The organism is Actinomyces urogenitalis, assembly GCF_002861525.1.
GTDB lineage: Bacteria > Actinomycetota > Actinomycetes > Actinomycetales > Actinomycetaceae > Actinomyces > Actinomyces urogenitalis.
Window position 1 is genome coordinate 1 of sequence record NZ_PKHA01000012.1, and the last position, 17,823, is coordinate 17,823.

Below are 17,823 nucleotides of genomic sequence, written 5' to 3' on the forward strand. Positions count from 1 at the left end.
AAGAACGTCCTCGACCGACGGTCCTGGAGCACACGAGAGGAACTACGGCTGGCGATCGTGTCCTGGATCGAGGGGAAGTACCACCGCAAACGCCGTCAACGCCGGCTCGGGAAACTCACCCCCGTCGAGTTCGAACTCATCATGAAACCAACCGCAACACTGGCGGCATAAACCCGGAGGTCAACCAAACCTTCAGCAGTCCCCAGCGGGGGTAGAAGTCCGCTCATCATCGAGGACCCCGACGTCTATCCCCAGCTACCCCCCATCACCGGCGCGCCCACACTCAACTCTGAAGAGCCAGTGAAAGACGCCGTAGTTGCGCCCCTTAGTCCCATTGGTGACAGACATCTGAAGTTTCGAACCATCGTCTGTGACGCTGAGTCCCTGATTGGCTCGGTACCAACGAGGGCCATCGCCTTCGGTGACGAAGATGGGTCCCATCGAAGCCTTTCCAAAATCCTCTGCGCGCATACCAAGGATGCCGCCTAGGGTCATATCCCGCCCGAAGAAACCAGTGAGGCTCTTGTCGTTGACAAGCTTGATGTCGACGAGCTTGGGGGTCTGGCTCGGATCCGTCACGGGAATCTGCTCGCCATCGCGCTCAACGGTCAGCCCATAATTGAGAATCCAGGTCTGAGCGATCATCGGGTCAAGGCGTTCGTTGCCCTCCCCAACGGAACCCGTATCGTGTTTAACGCCAGTTGGCATCACAAAGGACAGAACCGAGTAAAAGCGGCCATATACGGCTGCACTGTCCCCAGCAGCGTCGCGTGCCGACTTGGTGGCGTAGAACGCGCCTGTCGTTGCGTTGTAGTAACCGGAGAGCTTGAGCCCATCATCTCGGGGTCCTGTGTGCTATTGAAGAGATTGTAGTGACCCTCCACCGTTCCAGAAACGGATTGAGGGACTTCGGAGGTCTTGGCGCTCTGCTCGCTGTCCTCAACCAGCCATGAGGTGCGTTTAACCGTCACTTCATCTTTGTTGCCCGTCCTTGCCTGGGTGATCACAAGAGTGTTTGTGGAGACACCCGGGTTGGAGTCTACGACCGTCTGGTCACCACTTAGTGTGACGTAGGGGATATCATCAATAACGACCGTTTTGATCTTGGTGTTCAATAGCCATGATTGGTAGCCATCGACGTTATAGGCGCCATCAAAGACCCAGCCGTCCATGGTGGTGTAACTCGCCGAGGTCTTTGTGATCAGAAACTCGTGGTGCACCACTGTGTTCGTGAAGCCACTGTAGGTGCTGTCCTTGTTGATCTCGATAGCGGTCTCAACCTCGAAGGTGAGGTTCTGATTGGTCAGCGGGTTCTCATCGGCCGGCGTCATCTTGACGGAGGCGAGAGTTGAGTTCTCGGCGGCCTAGTTCTCAGCTCTGCCGCTGCTATCAGTGGCAGATGCTGTGCGGGGGGGGGGTAGTACGAGGGACGCTACTGCCAGGAGCAGCGTGAACAGCGCTAAGGGTGAGCGCACGACGCGTGTCATGCCTGCTGTCCTTCCAGGTTGAAGGCTCGGCCGCAGCCAGTCAGGGGAGGGAGAGGGAAAGTCGGGGAGGCCAAGGACTGTGTACAGGTCATGAAAAGGCTAAGTGACGGGCGAAGGGTGCAGCAAGCGGCGTCGCCAGGCGAACCGAGAGCCTGGAGCGCGCACGGGCAAGCCCCCGGGGGTACCCGGTTCACCTGCTGTGGTGAGCTGGGCGCCGCCCGGGGGCTTGCGTGCCGCGTGCCGGCTGCTCAGATCCAGGAGCCGAGCCACATATGCATGCGCCAGAAGCTGTAGCTCACGGTCTGGCCCGTCCAGATCGGCCACCACAGCACAGCACAGACCAGTGCTGCGACGACTACGGCTCCCACCAGCCACACGCCCTCGGTTCGTGTGCGCCACACCGGTACCCCGGTCCAGGCCTCGGGTAGGCCGCGCCGCGTTGGGCGCATCCCGAATCCCACCTGGGTCGCGAGCCAGCCCCGCGGCGCGGGACGCTCGGGACCGATCCTGCCCTCTGCCAGAGCGCCCTCCTGCGCCAGGGCCAGAGGAGAGCCGGGAACGGGCCTCAGCCAGCCGGTCATCACCCCGAGGGCCAAGGTGAGTACGAGGACCACGAAGGGCACGAAGGCCACCGTGTAGAAGGTGAAGATCGTGCGGTCACCGTAGAGGAACCAGGGCAGGTACAGGCCTACGTACCCGATGAGCGCCGCCCACATGCGCCAGTCACGCCGTCGCCATGCCAGCACGACCAGGCAGAAGGCGAGCGCCACCACGGCGCTCCACCACACGGCGATGTTCCCGATCGAGGTCACGGCCTGGACGCACTGGTCCGAGCCGCAGCCTGCCCCCGTCATCTCCTCGGTTCCCCGCCAGTAGAAGGAGGTCGGGCGCCACTGCACCAGCCAGCCGATCGGCTTGGACATATACGGGTGGGTGGAGTCCAGGCTGACGTGGAAGCGGTACATGGACAGGTGGTACTCCAGCAGGTCGTTGAGGGAGTCAGGCAGCCAGGACCGCACGGGCGTGCCCGCCTGGCGCATCTGCTCGGCCCACCCGTGCTTGTAGGCGCCCGCGTGCGTGAACCATGACCACCAGCCGGCCACGTACACGGCAAAGGCCACGGGCACCAGGTGGAGGAAGTCCAGGCCTCCACGGTGGAGGATGCCGTCAGCCAGCCAGCTGCGCGCCTCAAGCCGACGCAGGGCCGTGAGGTCCCAGACCACCACGAGGATTCCCACCGCGGCTAGCAGGTAGGCGCCGGACCACTTGATCGAGCAGGTCAGTCCTGCGTTCAGCCCTGCTGCCAGCAGCCAGGGCCGCAGCAGCGGAAGTGGAGCCCAGGCGCCGGGCAGGGTCCCATCGAGCCCGGCAGCGAGCCGGGAGCGGAACCACTCGCGGTCACGCACCAGGCAGTAGACGGTCAGCAGCCCGAACAGCCCGATGAACACGTCCAGCAGGCCGATGCGCGACTCGGTGATCCCGACGCCGTCGACCGCCAGCAGCAGTCCTGCCACCCCGGCCAGGGCCGGAGAGTGGGTGAGCCGGAGCGTGAGCCGGGCCAGCAGCGCCACGGTGAGGATCCCGGCCACCGCGGGCATGAAGCGCCAGCCAAAGGAGGAGTCCGCCCCAAAGATCTCCATCCCCAGCCCAATGAGCCACTTCCCCAGCTGCGGGTGGACGATGTAGGAGGGGTCCGTCGTCAGGGCTGAGAAGTCCCCCTTGGCGAACAGGGCGTCCGCCCCGTCCTTCCAGGTCGACTCGTAGCCGTTGTGCCACAGGGCGTAGGCGTCCTTGACGTAGTAGATCTCGTCGAACATGAGCGAGTGGGGATGGCTCAGGCTGATCAGGCGCGTCAGCGCCGCCACCACTGTCACCACGGCCGTCACCACCCAGCCGCGCAGGCGCACGGCGGGTGCCAGCGTCCAGCCCAGAGGATTCAGTCCCAGGCGTTCGCGCAGGAAGGTCTCGCTACGCGGCTGCGGCTCAGCGGGCTCGATGTTGCCTGCCTCGCCGCTGTCCCCGTCGAGGCCGTCAGTCAGCTCCTCGATGGCGGCCTGCGGGACCTGCGCGGTGGCGGCTGTGACCTGCTCGGCCTGCGCCGTCGGCTCAGGCCTGTCGCCCTCCGAAGGGCTCGGGGCGGAAGGGGGCACGGCTGCTGGCTCGTTCACGCCGCGAGTCTAGGGAACCAGCCATACTGAGCCCATGACTGAGGCCCCGCACCCTGATCGTGCCGACTCCACGCCTGCGACGCAGGAGGCACCGGCCGCCCCGCGCGCCGGCGTCATTACGCTGGCGGCCACGCCGATCGGCAACGTCGCGGATGCCTCGCAGCGGCTGTGCGCGGGACTCGCCGAGGCCGACCTCATCGCGGCCGAGGACACGCGTCGGCTGCTCAACCTCGCTCAGCGCCTGGGCATCCACGTAGCCGGGCGCGTCATCGCCTTCCACGAGCACAACGAGCGCGAGCGCGCCGGCGAGCTGATCGAGGCGGCCCGAGCCGGCCAGCGCGTCCTCATGGTCTCTGATGCCGGGATGCCCTCCGTCTCCGACCCCGGCTACCGGCTCGTCACCGCGGCAGCGCAGGCGGGTGTCCCCGTCACCGTGGCCCCCGGTCCCTCTGCGGTGCTCACCGCCCTCGCCTTGTCCGGTCTTGCCTCGGACCGCTTCTGCTTCGAGGGCTTCCTGCCTCGTAAGCCTGGCGAGCAGCGCCGCGCCCTGGAGCAGCTGGCCGGCGAGGAACGCACCATGGTCTTCTTTGAGTCGCCCCGCCGTGTCCATGCCACCCTGGAGGTCATGGCCGAGGTTCTGGGGGCCGGGCGGCAGGCGGCGATGTGCCGTGAACTGACCAAGACCTACGAGGAGGTGCGTCGCGCCACACTGGGTGAACTCGCGGCGGCGACGGCGGCCGGTGCCCTGGGTGAGATCGTCCTGGTGGTGGCCGGGGGACAGTCGGTGCAGGCCGATCCGCGCGACGCCGCCCGCCAGGCCCTGGCTCTGGCTGACGCCGGACAGCGGCTCAAGACGGCCGCCGCTGAGGTGGCCCGACAGTCGGGGCTGCGCCCGAATGAGGTCTACCGGGCTGCGCTCGCGCTACGCGACGAGCGGGCCCAGGACTGATCCTGGGCCCGCTCGCCGGCGAGAGCCTGGGGGCTTGGCCTGCCTGCGCCGTCGGCTCAGGAGCGTGGGCCGGGGCTGGCTTGCCGGAGGCCCTCAGACCACGATATCGGGGTAAGCAGGGGAGGGCTCAGGGGCGGAACTGCTGACCGTTCTGGTAGGGGGCGACGCCCGGCTGCGGCACGGACTGGGGGTAACCGGGCCGGGAGTAGGCCGGCCCCATGGCCTGAGCCTGGAGGATCCTGCGGTTGCGTGAACGGCGCACGAGGAGCCAGACGAGGCCGCCGATGAGCAGGCCGGCCCCCAGGAAACCGCCCAGCACCGATCCGACGGCGCCAACGGCCATCCGGCCGATCTCCTTGGCGTTGGTGGCCTCGCCGAGGAAGATCGGCTCGTTGCCGGAGGCCGTGCAGGCGATCGTGTAGGAGCCGGAGACGGTGGGGATGAAGGTAGACAGGAGCTTGTGGTCGTTGACCTCGATCGAGGAGTGGACCTCGATGAGCGGGACCTCGACTCCGTCGGGGTCGGCCACCGTGCACTGGGCGGCGGGGAGGGAGCTGGAGTAGATGCCGTAGACGCTGCCGGTCCTCAGCTCGGCTGCGACCGCGCTGCCGGACGGGATCTGGGACAGGGCCGAGGAGACCTGGGCGACGGAGACGACCGATCCGACGAGGACAGCCGCTGCTGCCACCAGGAGGACCACGCCGACGATGATGAGGGCGAGCGGCCCCTTCTTTCCCTTGATGCCGGGGACGGAGGTAGGCGGTGCCGCAGCGTAGGCGGGTGCCGGCGTCGTGTAGGGGCCGGGTGGTGTCTGCGGTGCGGAGGCGTAGGGCGATCCGGAGGCAGGAGGAGTGGACATCGTCAGGCCTTTGGTCGGAGTGCGTGTGGGGCGCAGGGCGCCGCTTGTAGCGCCCAGGGTAGGGGCCAGGCCGCCGTAGGGCCTCCTCCTGCGGAATGAGGGCGCCGCAGCGTCAAGGAGGAGAAACGGGGCCGGCGCTGGGCGGGATAGGCTTTGCCCCATGAGCCACATCCTGTCCGCGGTCGCCTGGCCTTACGCCAACGGCCCCCGCCACATCGGTCACGTCGCCGGCTTCGGAGTCCCCTCCGACGTCTTCTCCCGCTACATGCGCATGGCTGGTCACGACGTCCTCATGGTCTCGGGCACGGATGAGCACGGCACCCCGATCCTCGTGGCGGCCGACGAGGAGGGCATCAGCGCCCGCGAGCTGGCTGACCGCAACAACCGCCTCATCGTGGAGGACCTGGTCGCCCTCGGCCTGTCCTACGACTTGTTCACCCGCACCACCGCCGGCAACCACTACCGGGTGGTGCAGGAGATGTTCCGCACCGTGCGCGACAACGGCTACATGGTGGAGCAGGTGACGCGCTCGGCCATCAGCCCGTCGACCGGTCGCACCCTGCCCGACCGCTACATCGAGGGCACCTGCCCCATCTGCGGCACCCCTGGCGCCCGCGGCGACCAGTGCGACGCCTGCGGCAACCAGCTCGACCCCACCGACCTGATCGATCCCCACTCGCGGATCAACGGTGAGGTGCCTGAGTTCGTCGAGTCCAACCACTGGTTCCTTGACCTGCCGGCGCTAGCCGAGGCCCTGGGGGCCTGGCTGGACGAGCGCGAGGCCTCTGGCACCTGGCGCCCCAACGTCATCCGCTTCTCCAAGAACATCCTGGAGGAGATCCGCCCGCGTGCCATGACCCGAGACATCGACTGGGGGATCCCGGTCCCCGGCTGGGAGGACCAGCCCACCAAGCGCCTGTACGTGTGGTTCGACGCCGTCATCGGGTACCTGTCCGCCTCCATCGAGTGGGCCCGGCGCACCGGGGACCCCGAGGCCTGGCGCCAGTGGTGGAACGACCCGCAGGCCCTGTCCTACTACTTCATGGGCAAGGACAACATCGTCTTCCACTCCCAGATCTGGCCCGCCGAGCTCCTGGGCTACAACGGTCAGGGGGACAAGGGTGGGCACAGCGGTGAGCTGGGCGTGCTCAACCTGCCCACCGAGGTGGTCTCCAGCGAGTTCCTCACCATGGAGGGACGTAAGTTCTCCTCCTCCCACGGCATCGTCATCTACGTGCGTGACTTCCTGGCTCGCTACCAGGCTGACGCCCTGCGCTACTTCATCTCCGCCGCGGGGCCTGAGACCGCGGACGCTGACTTCACCTGGGCCGAGTTCGTGCGCCGCACCAACGGTGAGCTCGTGGCCGGCTGGGGCAACCTGGTCAACCGCACGGCCTCGATGATCCACAAGCGCTTCGGTGAAATCCCCGAGCCGGGCGAGCTGGAGGAGATCGACCGCGTCCTGCTGGACTCCATCGAGACTGGCTTCACCACGGTCGGCGAGCTCATCCGCCACCACCGCCAGAAGGCGGCTCTGGCCGAGGCCATGCGGCTGGTGGGTGAGGCCAACAAGTACGTGGCGGACACCGAGCCCTTCAAGCTCAAGAGCGAGGAGCAGCTGCCGCGCCTGGCCACGATCTTGCACACCCTGGCCCAGGCGGTGGCGGACCTCAACCTCATGCTCTCCCCCTTCCTGCCCCACGCGGCCAACGACGTCGACCGCATCCTGGGAGGTGCGGGCGAGATCGCTCCGATGCCGCACATCGAGGAGGTGGCCGAGCTTGACCTCGAGGTCCTGCCTGCCGCCTTCGACGGCCGCGACGGCTACCCGATCATCACTGGCGACTACACCGGTGCTCCGACCTGGGGCCGCCACGAGGTGGTGGTCGGTACCCCGATCGCCAAGCCCTCGCCGGTCTTCGTCAAGCTCGATGAGGCCATCGTGGAGGAGGAGCTGGCCCGGTACGCCGACTCCCGTCCTGACGACGTCACCGGCGCCTGAGGGCCCGCGCCGCTGATGAGCCGCAAGCACCGCGACCGCTCCTGGCCGCCGGCCGACGCCGTCGCCCCACTGGCGGGTGAGGTGACGGACAACCACACTCACCTGCCGGTTCCCGGGCTGCCGGCCAGCGGGCCGGGCAGCCAGGAGCCGCTGACCGCGGCCGAGCTGGTGGCTCGGGCGGCCGAGGTGGGCGTGACGCGCGTGGTCACCTCGGCCTGCGAGACGCCGACCTGGGCCGGCTCGGTGGAGCTGGCGCGGAGCCTGCCGGGGGTGCGCGTGGCGCTGGCCGTCCACCCCAACGAGGCCGTGCTCCACGCCGGCGTGCGCGAGGTCGGGCCGGACGGACTGGAGCCCGCTGCGGCCCCTCACCACGACGAGCCTGTGGACGCCGCCATGGCGCGGCTGGAGGCGACGATCCGGGAGTGCCGGGACGTCGTCGTCTCCGTGGGGGAGAGCGGGCTGGACTACTTCCGCACCGGCGAGCGTGGCCGCCAGGTCCAGCGCGAGGCCTTCCGGGCGCATATCGCCCTGGCCAAGGAGCTCGGGCTGGCGCTGCAGATCCACGACCGTGACGCGCACGAGGACTGCGTGCAGGTGCTCCTGGCCGACGGCGCCCCTGAGCGCACCGTCTTCCACTGCTTCTCCGGTGGGGCCGAGCTAGCCCGAGCGTGCGCCGAGCACGGCTGGTACGCCTCGGTGGCCGGGCCGGTGACCTATCCGGCCAATGAGGAGCTGCGCTCTGCGCTGGCCCTGGTTCCGAGCGAGCTGCTCCTGGTTGAGACCGACGCCCCCTATCTGCCTCCCAAGGCGTGGCGCGGGCGTCCCAACGCCTCCTACCTCATGGGAGACACGGTCCGTTTCCTGGCTGCCTCACGCGAGGTGGATGAGGCTGCGCTGTGCCAGATGCTGGCACGCAACACTGAGGCGGTGTACGGCCGCTGGCGAGCGGCGCCGTCGGGCCAGGTACGGGGCGGAGGCGTGGAGCGCCGTCGTTCCTCGTCGATGTGGTGAGGACACGCCGCATGTGATCAATTCGTGATCAAATTTATTGCGGGAGCCTGGTGCATCGGCTACCGTCGTTGCCGGTCCCCTAAGGTGAGGAAGTTTAATCGTGGGTCGTCACTCTCAGAGCAGCTCTGTCAGCACGACGCTCGTCGGTCTCGGAGCACTGGCTCAGCGGAGTCTGACCTCGGGCTCTCGTGACCACGGCCGCCGTCGTGCTGAGGGCCCTGCGCGCACCTCGATGACGCCCGTCATGATGCGTGCCGGTGGTACCGCTGCCACCCTGGCGCTGGCCGTCTCCGGTGGTGCCTACGCCGCGGTCAACGCCTCCGGCACGGACGTGCGCCCTCTCAGTGAGACGCAGACCCAGCTGCGAGCGATCGGCGCGCAGTCCGAGAGCGCGACGGCGCAGACGGCCAGCCTCACGGTCTCGGGCGCACAGTCTCAGGTCTCGACCGTGACTGAGGACGTCGAGCAGCCCTACGAGACCGTCGAGGAGCGCACGGACACGCTCCTGGAGGGCGAGACCCAGGTCAAGACCGCAGGCGTCAACGGCGTGGTCCGCACGACCTACCAGGTCACCACCACTGACGGCACCGAGACCTCGCGCGAGGTCCTGTCCCAGGTCACTGTGAGTCAGAAGGTGGACGAGGTCGTCCTCGTGGGCACCGGTACCGCTGCGACGACGGCGGGACTGGCGGCCGCTGGTACGGATGCCGCCTCCGCCCAGGCTATCGCTCGCTCGATGCTCTCCTCCTACGGCTGGGGGGACGAGCAGTTCTCCTGCCTGGTCAACCTGTGGACCCGCGAGTCGAGGTGGAACTACCAGGCGCAGAACTCCTCCTCTGGCGCCTACGGCATTCCTCAGGCGCTGCCCGGCTCGAAGATGGCCTCGGCTGGCTCGGACTGGGCGAGCAACCCTGCCACGCAGATCACCTGGGGCCTGGGATACATCTCTGGGCGCTACGGCAGCCCGTGCGGCGCCTGGGCCCACTCCCAGAGCGTCGGCTGGTACTGATTCCTGGGCGCCGGCGAGTGTGCAGGTAGGTGCACGGGTGTGCACCTTGGGACTGCACACTCAAGGGTGCACCTGCACACTCGCGATGAGAACCGGGGCGTGAGAAGCCTCATTGTGCGCGTCGTGATCTTTTCGTTACCGTGATGGCTCCCGACGAAAGGACGGTTCTCATTGTGGGACACCGCACCTCAGCTCATTCCACGCACGCTCACCACGCCGAGCACGGGCGCTGCGGCGCTCACCACCACGCTGCGGCGAGCGACCACCACGTACTGCGCAGCTCCCTGCTGCGCGCCGGTGGGATCGCCAGCGTGCTCGCGATCGTGGTCAGCGGTGGAGCCTACGCGGCTGTCCAGGCAGCCGGCCCCGATATCGCGCCCTTGAGCGCCGCGCGGGCCAGCCTGACCGGGATCGGGTCCGCGGCGCAGGCCACAGACGGCCAGGAGGCGTCAGCCTCGATCGGTCTGACTGTCACGGGTGCTCAGACCACGGTCTCTACCGTGACCGAGGACTCTGAGCAGGCCTTTGAGACTGTTCGCGAGGAGACCGCCTCCCTGCCCGAGGGGGAGACCCAGGTCAAGACGGCAGGTGTCAACGGCGTGGTCCGCACCACCTACCAGGTCACGTCCCAGGGCGGGCAGGAGGCCTCACGCGAGGTGCTGTCCCAGGTGACCGTCACGCCCGCCACCCAGGAGGTCATCCTCGTGGGCACCGCCTCGGCCTCCTCTGCCACCACCTCGACCACCGCGGACTCCAGCGCCGGCGCAGCCTCGGGCGATGTGTGGGCGGCGCTGGCCCAGTGCGAGTCCGGTGGCAACCCGGCGACCAACACCGGTAACGGCTACTACGGCATGTATCAGTTCTCCCTGAGCACCTGGCAGGCGCTGGGAGGCACCGGCCTGCCCTCGGAGGCCAGCGCTGAGGCGCAGACCGCCATGGCGCAGAAGCTCCAGGCCCGCTCCGGCTGGGGCCAGTGGCCCGGCTGCAACTCACGCCTGGGCCTGCGCTGAGGCCGCAGCCCTCGGGTCGGCCAGGCCGTTACGCTGGCCCCATGCCCGAACCCACTGTGCAGCCCGACGGCGCCGCCTCCGGTCTCCTTGGGCCTGCCGACGTCCGTGCGCTGAGCCAGGCCCTTGGGGTGCGCCCCACCAAGACCTTGGGGCAGAACTTCGTTCACGATGCCGGAACCGTGCGCCGCATCGTACGCGCCGCCGGCGTGCGCAACGGTGAGACGGTTCTGGAGGTCGGCCCAGGCCTGGGCTCGCTCACCCTGGCCATCCTGGAGGCCGGAGCCAGCGTCATCGCCGTCGAGATCGACCCGCCGCTCGCGCAGGCCCTGCCCGTGACCGTCGCCCAGCGCATGCCTGAGGCAGCCGGGCGCCTGCGGGTGGTGGGAGCCGATGCGCTGAGCATTGACGGCCCCGCCGCTCTCGGGCTCGCCGATGGTGACCCGCTGCCCACGCGCCTGGTGGCCAACCTGCCCTACAACGTCGCCGTCCCCGTCCTGCTGACCCTGCTGGCCGCCTTGCCGAGCCTGGAGTCGGTCACCGTCATGGTGCAGGCTGAGGTCGCCGACCGTCTGGCCGCCGGCCCCGGCTCCAAGGTCTACGGCGTGCCCTCGGTCAAGGCCGCCTGGTACGCCTCCGCTCGCCGGACCATCACCATCGGTCGCACCGTCTTCTGGCCGGTTCCCAACGTCGACTCCGCCCTAGTGGAGCTGGTGCGCCGCGAGCCGCCGAGCACCCGAGCCAGCCGCGAGGCCGTCTTCGCCGTCGTCGATGCCGCATTCGCCCAGCGACGCAAGACCCTGCGCCAGGCCCTGGCCGGCCTCGCTGGGAGCCCGCAGGCAGCCGAGGCTGCGATCCGGGCGGCCGGCATCGACCCGACCCGGCGTGGCGAGACCCTCGACGTCCACGACTTCGCCGCCCTGGCTGAGGCCCTGGAGGACCAGGGATCCGACCCCAAGGAGGAGACAACCCGATGAGCCACCTGCGCGTTGTCCCCGGTGGCGCCCCGCGCGCCGCCGGCCCCAAGGCCGGCTCGGCAAGCTCCGTGCGCGTCGAGGCCCCCGGCAAGGTCAACCTCTTCCTGTCCTGCGGCGCCCCTGGCGCGGACGGCTACCACCCGCTGACCACGGTGTTCCAGGCTGTGCGGCTCATCGAGACCGTCACCGCCCGGCGCCAGGCCGCTGACGCCCGCGGCGCCGTCACCCTCACGCTGGCCGAGCCTGACGACGCCGTCCCCACTGACGAGCGTAACCTCGCCGTCCGCGCCGCCCGCCTGCTCGCACGCGAGACCGGCGTGGAGGAGGGCGTTGACCTGCTCGTGCGCAAGCGCGTGCCGGTGGCCGGCGGGATGGCGGGTGGTTCGGCCGACGCCGCGGCCACGCTTCTGGCCTGCAACCAGCTGTGGGGCACCGGCCTCGCTCTGGGTGAGCTCATGGAGCTCGCCACCCAGCTCGGTGCGGACTGCGCCTTCCCCCTCATCGGCTCGGCCGCCGTCGGACACGGCCGCGGGGACCAGCTCAGCCCTCTCATGACGCGCGGCACCTACCACTGGGTCTTTGCCACGGCGCGGCAGGGTCTGTCCACGCCGGAGGTTTTTACCCGCCTGGACCAGATACGCGCGCAGCACGAGGCCGCCGAGGCCCAGCCCACGCAGGCCCCCGACGCCGTCGGCGCGCCGGCCGGGCAGGCTGAGCCGGCCGCACCGGAGCCGGTCCCCGAGGAGCTCACCGCCGCCCTACGCAGCGGTGATGCCCGGGCCCTGGCCGCCACCATGCACAACGACCTGCAGGCTGCCGCCCTCGACCTGCGCCCTGAGCTCGCCGAGGTCATCGAGGTCGCCGAGGCCGCCGGCGCGCTGCGGGCCATCGTCTCCGGTTCCGGCCCCACCATCGCGGCCCTGGTCGCGGACACCGGCGCCGCGATGCGCGTATCCCGTGCGCTTTCGGCCTGCGAGCTGGTGGCTGACACCGTGCGGGCAGACGCCCCGGTGGCAGGCGCGAGGGCGGTGGGCTGATGGCGCACCTGCTTGGCCTGGAGTCCATCAGCGTCATGGTGGGCTCGCGCATCCTGCTCGATGACGTCACCTTGGGTATCGAGGACGGCACCCGGGTGGGCGTGCTCGGCCCCAACGGTGCGGGCAAGTCCACGCTGCTGTCAGTCCTGGCCGGAACCCGTCCGGTCGACGGCGGACGCGTCACCCGCGCCGGGGACACCCGCGTGGCCATGCTCACCCAGACTGACGACTTTGCCCCCGGTGCCACGGTGCGCCAGGCGGTCCACGGCGACGTGCCCGAGCACGTGTGGGCCTGCGACCCGGCCGTGCGCGACGTGCACGCCGGGTTGCTGGCGGACCTCGACCTGGACGCCGAGGTCGCCCGGCTCTCCGGCGGCCAGCGTCGCCGGGTCGCGCTCGCGGCCGTACTCACCGCTCCTAGCGACGTCATCATCCTGGACGAGCCGACCAACCACCTTGACGTCGAGGGCGTGGACTGGCTGGCCCGGCACCTCAATACCCGCTTCTCCGGGCGCCGGGCCTCCACCGGCGCGCTGGTCACCGTCACCCACGACCGCTGGTTCCTCGACGCTATCTGCACCAATGTGTGGGAGGTCGTGCCGGGGATCGACCCAGGCGGCGGTCGCCCTCAGGTGCCCGGTCGCATCGAGACCTACGACGGCGGTTACGCCGCCTACGTCCTGGCGCGCGCTGAGCGGGCCCGACAGGCCGCCGTCGCCGCTGAGAAGCGGGAGAACCTCCTGCGCAAGGAGCTGGCCTGGCTGCGCCGGGGCGCGCCCGCGCGCACCTCCAAGCCCCGCTTCCGCATCAACGCCGCCGAGGCGCTGATCGCCGACGTCCCGCCGCCGCGCGACAGTGTTGAGCTCATGGCCATGGCGACTGCGCGCCTGGGCAAGAAGGTGCTCGACCTGGAGGACGTCACCGTGCGCTACCCGCTGGAGGGCGGCGGTGAGCGTGAGGTCCTGCGCAAGGTCACCTGGCGCCTGGCGCCGGGCGAGCGCGTGGGGATCGTCGGTGTCAACGGAGCGGGGAAGACCACGCTGCTGCGTCTGCTTGAGGGCGTCCAGGAGCCGAGCGAGGGGCGTGTGGTGCGCGGCAAGACCGTCAAGGTGGCCACGCTGTCTCAGTCCACCCACGAGCTCGACTCGCTGGCCGACATGCGCGTGGTCGAGGCTGTGGCGATGGTGAGCGAGCACGTGAGCGTGGGTGGCAAGGAGCTGACGGCTGCCCAGCTCGTTGAGCGCCTGGGATTTACGCGTCAGCGCGCCTGGACGCGCGTGGGCGAGGTCTCCGGCGGTGAGCGCAGGCGTCTGCAGCTGCTGCGCCTGCTTATGACCGAGCCCAATGTGCTGCTGCTCGATGAGCCCACCAATGACCTGGACACGGACACGCTCGCTGCGGTGGAGGACATCCTCGACTCCTTCCCCGGCACGCTGGTTGTGGTCTCTCACGACCGCTACCTCCTGGAGCGCGTCACTGACCACCAGGTCGCTCTCCTGGGGGATGGGAGCGTGCGCGACCTGCCCGGCGGCGTCGAGCAGTACCTCCAGCTGCGGCGCGAGGCTGAGGGCTGCGCAGGCGCCCCCGCCCGCTCGGCCTCGGCATCGGCGGGGAACGACGGCGCAGCGGCGGGAGGAGCTGGATCAGCTGGGCTGACGGGCGCCGCGCGGCGTGAGGCCCAGAAGAACGTGGCTCGCATCGAGCGCAAGATGGACAAGGCCGCCCAGGCGGTGGAGGCGCTGCACGCCAGGATGGAGCAGGTCTCCGCCGATCCGGCGCGTGTGGGGGAGCTGGTCGAGCTGGGCCGCCAGCTGGCGGCTGCCGAGGCTGAGCAGGCCGAGCTGGAGACCCAGTGGCTGGAGGCGGCCGAGGTCCTGGAGCAGTAGCTGACGGGGAAGGCCCGGGCGAGGTTGGGGCAGGTGCCTTTGGCTACCATCCGCGTCGCTCGTTCCTCGCTCCGCTCCCGCCAGACCCGCCATGCCTGCAGGCACCTGCCCCAGCCTCGCCCCTGGCATCGCGGCCGATCCTGGCCCCGGATCAGCCGCTACTGGCCGGTGCTGGTGGCTTCGTCGTCGCCGCTGTCGGCGTGCTCGCGCAGCTGGGGCCGCGGCTCCATGGCCTTGAGCCCGTTCCAGGCGAGGTTGACCATATGGGCAGCCACCTCCTCCTTGCTCATCCGGCGGTTCTCCAGCCACCACCAGGCCGGTGAGGAGACGATGCCCACGAGCATCTGCGCGTACAGCGGCGCGGTGCGCGGGTCGAGGTCGTGGGCCGAGAACTGCTCGGCCAGGATCCCTGAGACCTGGATCGCGACGTCGGCCAGCAGGGTCGAGTACGTCCCGGCCGCGCGGTCGGTGGAGGAGGACAGCAACCTGAAGCCGTCGGGAGAGTCCTCGATGTAGGTCAGCAGCGCCAGCGCGGCGCGCTCGACCACGGCCGAGGGCGGGGCCGGGGAGGACAGGGCCGCGGTGATGGTGGAGGAGATCGTGCTCAGCTCGCGGTCCACGATGACGGCGTACAGGCCCTCCTTGCCGCCAAAGTGCTCGTAGACCACGGGCTTGGAGACCTTGGCGCGGCTGGCGACCTCTTCGATGGAGGTGCCGTCAAAGCCCTTCTCGGCAAACAGGCCGCGGGCGACGTCAATCAGCTGCTCGCGCCTCTCGCTGGCACTCATCCGGGTCCGTTTGCTCGCTTTGGTCGACATAACACCATCATGCCGTCTTCTGCGTGCGCCGCCGGCAGCGCGGGCATGAGAGGATGTGACGGCCTTGCCGTCCCGCGCTCGTACGGGCAGGATGACGACGGCTGATCCGCCCTGGTGTAGTGGCAGCACGCAGGCCTTTGGAGCCTTGAGGCCCGGGTTCGAACCCTGGGGGCGGAGCGAGTGCGGGCCCAGGAGGGCGTGGTGGGTGGCATCCGCCCCGACGTCGTAGAATGGCCTTGCACTGCGCCCGATACGTCCGTGTCAGTCCCCACGCGCGTGGGGCAGGCACGCTCACCAGCGAGAAGAGGACCCGTGGTACCCACTGCCCCCGCTGCCGTCATCGTCATGGCTGCCGGTCAGGGAACCCGCATGCGTTCGGCCACCCCGAAGGTCCTGCACCGCATCGGTGGACGCAGCCTCGTCGGCCACGCAGTCAGTGCCGCTCGTGGACTGGACCCCGAGCACCTCGTCGTCGTCGTGCGTCACCAGCGTGACGCCGTCGTCGCTCACCTGGCTCAGGTCGCTCCGGATGCTGTGCCCGCGGACCAGGATGAGATCCCCGGGACCGGGCGCGCCGTGGCCTGCGGCCTGGCGGCGCTTCCTGGGGACCTGGACGGCGCCGTCGTCGTGACCTCCGGTGACGTCCCCCTGCTGGACACGGCCACACTGGAGGCGCTGGTCGCCCAGCACGTGGACCGCGGTGACGCCGTGACGTTGCTGACCACCGAGCTGGAGGACCCCACCGGATACGGCCGCGTCATCCGGGCGACCACCAGCGCCCCGGACGCTGACCCGCTGGCTGTGGCCGCCGTCGTCGAGCACCGGGACGCCACCCCTGCCCAGCGGGCGGTGCGTGAGATCAACGCCGGTGTCTACGTCTTTGACGCCGCCTTCCTGCGCCGCACCCTGGCCAGCCTCGGTACGGACAACGACCAGGGCGAGGTCTATCTCACCGACGTCGTCGCCGCGGCCTGGCAGGCCGGGCGTTCCACCTCCGCGCTGACCGTGAGCGATCACTGGCTCGTCGAGGGCTGCAACGACCGGGCCCAGCTGGCCAGCCTCGGCGCTGAGCTCAATCGGCGCGTGCTGGCCCGGTGGATGGCTCAGGGCGTCGGCGTGGTCGATCCGGCCTCGACCTGGGTGGACGTGGACGCCACGCTGGCCCAGGACGTCATGCTGGAGCCCGGTGTGCTCGTGCATGGACGCACCCGCATCGGGCAGGGCGCCGTCGTCGGGGCATACTCCATTCTTGAGGACGCTGACGTCCCGGCAGGCGCCGTCGTCGCGCCATACAGCCAGCTTGACGCCAACGAACCACAGACCTCAGCTGCCGTGGACCAGGCACGGCACTGATCGCGTGACAGGACACTCCACACGCAGGAACCAGGTCCCCAGGGGACTCGAGAGGGGTACTCGCTCATGACGGGCATCATCACCAGCGGCGAGAAGCGACTCGTCATCGTCTCGGGGCGCGCGCACCCCCAGCTGGCGGCCGACGTCGCAGCCGAGCTGGGGACGGAGGTGCTGTCCTCGACCTCCTACGACTTTGCCAACGGCGAGACCTACGTCCGCTTCAACGAGTCCGTACGTGGCTGCGACGTGTTCGTCATGCAGTCTCACGGCGACCGCGTCAACGACTGGCTCATGGAGCAGCTCATCATGGTCGACGCGCTCAAGCGCGCCTCGGCCAAGCGTATCAGCGTGGTGGCGCCCTTCTTCCCCTACGCCCGCCAGGACAAGAAGCACCTGGGGCGTGAGCCCATCAGCGCGCGCCTGGTGGCGGACCTGTACAAGCAGGCCGGTGCCGACCGCCTCATGAGTGTGGACCTGCACACCAGCCAGGAGCAGGGCTTCTTCGACGGGCCCTGGGACCACCTGTGGGCCCAGCCGGTTCTCGTGGACTACATCCGCGGCCGGGTTGATCCTGCCAACACCACCGTGGTCTCGCCGGATGCGGGCCGTATCCGTGTGGCTGAGCGCTGGGCGAACTCCCTGGGAGGCACGCCGCTGGCCTTCGTCCACAAGACGCGTGACATCACCCGGCCCAACGAGTCGGTGGCCAACCGCGTGGTTGGTGAGGTCGCGGGTCGCTCCTGCGTCCTGGTTGATGACATGATCGACACCGGCGGCACCATCGCCAAGGCGGTCAAGGTGCTGCTGGACTCCGGCGCCAAGGACGTCATCGTCGCGGCCACGCACGGCGTGCTCTCCGGCCCGGCCGTGGAGCGTCTGTCCACCTCGGGTGCGCGTGAGGTTGTCATCACCGACACCCTGCCGATCTCTGAGGTCAAGCGCTTCGACCAGCTGACGGTGCTGCCGATCGCCCCGCTGCTGGCCCGGGCGATCCGCGCCGTCTTCGACGACGGGTCGGTGACCTCGCTGTTCGAGACTGCTGGGGTGTGAGGCGTTGCCTGCCGGGTTTCCTTGCGTGAGGTAACCGGGGTCTGAGGCGTTGCCTGCTCTTCCTCCCTGCCTTCCCGCGTGTACGACTGCAGGATGGCGGAGCTGACCGACTTGCGGGAGCTCCTCCCTTCCTTCCCACGTGTATGACGCCGCGTCACCAGCTTGTGGTGGCGCGGCGTCGTTGTGGGTGTGGGTCTGGTCCGTGTTGTT

General features: G+C 69.3%; 15 protein-coding genes, 1 tRNA gene and 1 pseudogene. 12 read left to right on the plus strand and 5 right to left on the minus strand.

Annotated elements, in window-relative coordinates; all coding sequences use genetic code 11:
* A pseudogene (locus tag CYJ26_RS09430) lies at positions 1 to 171 on the plus strand (IS3 family transposase); the annotation flags it as partial.
* Between the two features lie 84 nt (positions 172 to 255).
* Here CYJ26_RS09430 and CYJ26_RS09435 read toward each other — a convergent pair.
* The 3 genes from CYJ26_RS09435 to CYJ26_RS09445 form a co-directional block, all read right to left on the minus strand.
* Positions 256 to 645, minus strand: a complete 390-nt coding sequence (locus CYJ26_RS09435) for a hypothetical protein (RefSeq protein ID WP_006548834.1) — start codon at positions 643 to 645, stop codon at positions 256 to 258.
* A gap of 62 nt (positions 646 to 707) precedes the next feature.
* Positions 708 to 1,331: a hypothetical protein gene (locus CYJ26_RS09440; RefSeq protein WP_101638323.1), complete on the minus strand. Its 624-nt coding sequence runs from the start codon at positions 1,329 to 1,331 to the stop codon at positions 708 to 710.
* Positions 1,332 to 1,735: 404 nt separating this feature from the next.
* Positions 1,736 to 3,655 (minus strand): dolichyl-phosphate-mannose--protein mannosyltransferase, encoded by a 1,920-nt coding sequence (locus tag CYJ26_RS09445; protein ID WP_244902063.1) that lies wholly within the window; start codon positions 3,653 to 3,655, stop codon positions 1,736 to 1,738.
* A 34-nt stretch (positions 3,656 to 3,689) separates the two neighbouring features.
* Between CYJ26_RS09445 and rsmI the strand changes: the two genes are divergently transcribed.
* The gene (gene rsmI, locus CYJ26_RS09450) at positions 3,690 to 4,604 is read left to right on the plus strand and encodes a 16S rRNA (cytidine(1402)-2'-O)-methyltransferase (protein ID WP_006548837.1); all 915 of its coding nucleotides are present in this window, start codon (positions 3,690 to 3,692) and stop codon (positions 4,602 to 4,604) included.
* Between the two features lie 127 nt (positions 4,605 to 4,731).
* Here rsmI and CYJ26_RS09455 read toward each other — a convergent pair whose 3' ends face one another.
* A complete protein-coding gene (locus CYJ26_RS09455; RefSeq protein ID WP_024035104.1) occupies positions 4,732 to 5,463 on the minus strand; it encodes a hypothetical protein in 732 nt (243 codons plus the stop codon).
* A 160-nt stretch (positions 5,464 to 5,623) separates the two neighbouring features.
* Between CYJ26_RS09455 and metG the strand changes: the two genes are divergently transcribed.
* From metG to CYJ26_RS09490, 7 genes are all read left to right on the plus strand, one after another.
* Positions 5,624 to 7,465, plus strand: a complete 1,842-nt coding sequence (gene metG / locus CYJ26_RS09460; protein ID WP_034236214.1) for a methionine--tRNA ligase — start codon at positions 5,624 to 5,626, stop codon at positions 7,463 to 7,465.
* Positions 7,466 to 7,480: 15 nt separating this feature from the next.
* Entirely contained in the window at positions 7,481 to 8,476 is a 996-nt protein-coding gene (locus CYJ26_RS09465) for a TatD family hydrolase (RefSeq protein WP_052039813.1), read from the plus strand.
* Positions 8,477 to 8,576: 100 nt separating this feature from the next.
* The gene (locus CYJ26_RS09470; RefSeq protein WP_034236213.1) at positions 8,577 to 9,485 is read left to right on the plus strand and encodes an aggregation-promoting factor C-terminal-like domain-containing protein; all 909 of its coding nucleotides are present in this window, start codon (positions 8,577 to 8,579) and stop codon (positions 9,483 to 9,485) included.
* Positions 9,486 to 9,658: 173 nt separating this feature from the next.
* Positions 9,659 to 10,495 carry a resuscitation-promoting factor gene (locus tag CYJ26_RS11155; protein WP_276327965.1) on the plus strand — a complete coding sequence of 279 codons (837 nt, stop codon included), beginning with the start codon at positions 9,659 to 9,661 and terminating at the stop codon, positions 10,493 to 10,495.
* Positions 10,496 to 10,536: 41 nt separating this feature from the next.
* Positions 10,537 to 11,469, plus strand: a complete 933-nt coding sequence (gene rsmA, locus CYJ26_RS09480; RefSeq protein WP_006548844.1) for a 16S rRNA (adenine(1518)-N(6)/adenine(1519)-N(6))-dimethyltransferase RsmA — start codon at positions 10,537 to 10,539, stop codon at positions 11,467 to 11,469.
* Entirely contained in the window at positions 11,466 to 12,506 is a 1,041-nt protein-coding gene (locus tag CYJ26_RS09485; RefSeq protein WP_024036623.1) for a 4-(cytidine 5'-diphospho)-2-C-methyl-D-erythritol kinase, read from the plus strand. The genes rsmA and CYJ26_RS09485 overlap by 4 nt, the downstream gene beginning before the upstream one ends.
* Positions 12,506 to 14,392 (plus strand): ABC-F family ATP-binding cassette domain-containing protein, encoded by a 1,887-nt coding sequence (locus tag CYJ26_RS09490; RefSeq protein ID WP_101638326.1) that lies wholly within the window; start codon positions 12,506 to 12,508, stop codon positions 14,390 to 14,392. Before CYJ26_RS09485 ends, CYJ26_RS09490 begins: the two co-directional genes overlap by 1 nt.
* A gap of 158 nt (positions 14,393 to 14,550) precedes the next feature.
* Here CYJ26_RS09490 and CYJ26_RS09495 read toward each other — a convergent pair whose 3' ends face one another.
* Complete coding sequence (locus CYJ26_RS09495; protein WP_006548848.1) at positions 14,551 to 15,180, minus strand: TetR/AcrR family transcriptional regulator; 630 nt, start codon at positions 15,178 to 15,180, stop codon at positions 14,551 to 14,553.
* Between the two features lie 135 nt (positions 15,181 to 15,315).
* Here CYJ26_RS09495 and CYJ26_RS09500 point away from each other — a divergent pair.
* From CYJ26_RS09500 to CYJ26_RS09510, 3 genes are all read left to right on the plus strand, one after another.
* Positions 15,316 to 15,387, plus strand: a tRNA-Gln gene (locus tag CYJ26_RS09500).
* A 135-nt stretch (positions 15,388 to 15,522) separates the two neighbouring features.
* On the plus strand, positions 15,523 to 16,563 hold the full coding sequence (locus CYJ26_RS09505) for a bifunctional UDP-N-acetylglucosamine diphosphorylase/glucosamine-1-phosphate N-acetyltransferase GlmU (protein ID WP_101638327.1): 1,041 nt from the start codon (positions 15,523 to 15,525) through the stop codon (positions 16,561 to 16,563).
* Positions 16,564 to 16,629: 66 nt separating this feature from the next.
* Entirely contained in the window at positions 16,630 to 17,613 is a 984-nt protein-coding gene (locus tag CYJ26_RS09510) for a ribose-phosphate diphosphokinase (RefSeq protein WP_006548850.1), read from the plus strand.
* Positions 17,614 to 17,823 lie beyond the last annotated feature (210 nt).

Coding starts and splice junctions, on each gene's coding strand:
- CYJ26_RS09440 (WP_101638323.1), bottom strand. CDS start 1,331: ATGACGCCGGCCGATGAGAACCCGCTGACCAATCAGAACCTCACCTTC.
- CYJ26_RS09455 (WP_024035104.1), bottom strand. CDS start 5,463: ATGTCCACTCCTCCTGCCTCCGGATCGCCCTACGCCTCCGCACCGCAG.
- metG (WP_034236214.1), top strand. CDS start 5,624: ATGAGCCACATCCTGTCCGCGGTCGCCTGGCCTTACGCCAACGGCCCC.
- rsmA (WP_006548844.1), top strand. CDS start 10,537: ATGCCCGAACCCACTGTGCAGCCCGACGGCGCCGCCTCCGGTCTCCTT.
- CYJ26_RS09435 (WP_006548834.1), bottom strand. CDS start 645: ATGATCGCTCAGACCTGGATTCTCAATTATGGGCTGACCGTTGAGCGC.
- CYJ26_RS09495 (WP_006548848.1), bottom strand. CDS start 15,180: ATGAGTGCCAGCGAGAGGCGCGAGCAGCTGATTGACGTCGCCCGCGGC.
- CYJ26_RS09465 (WP_052039813.1), top strand. CDS start 7,481: ATGAGCCGCAAGCACCGCGACCGCTCCTGGCCGCCGGCCGACGCCGTC.
- CYJ26_RS09490 (WP_101638326.1), top strand. CDS start 12,506: ATGGCGCACCTGCTTGGCCTGGAGTCCATCAGCGTCATGGTGGGCTCG.
- CYJ26_RS09485 (WP_024036623.1), top strand. CDS start 11,466: ATGAGCCACCTGCGCGTTGTCCCCGGTGGCGCCCCGCGCGCCGCCGGC.
- CYJ26_RS09510 (WP_006548850.1), top strand. CDS start 16,630: ATGACGGGCATCATCACCAGCGGCGAGAAGCGACTCGTCATCGTCTCG.
- rsmI (WP_006548837.1), top strand. CDS start 3,690: ATGACTGAGGCCCCGCACCCTGATCGTGCCGACTCCACGCCTGCGACG.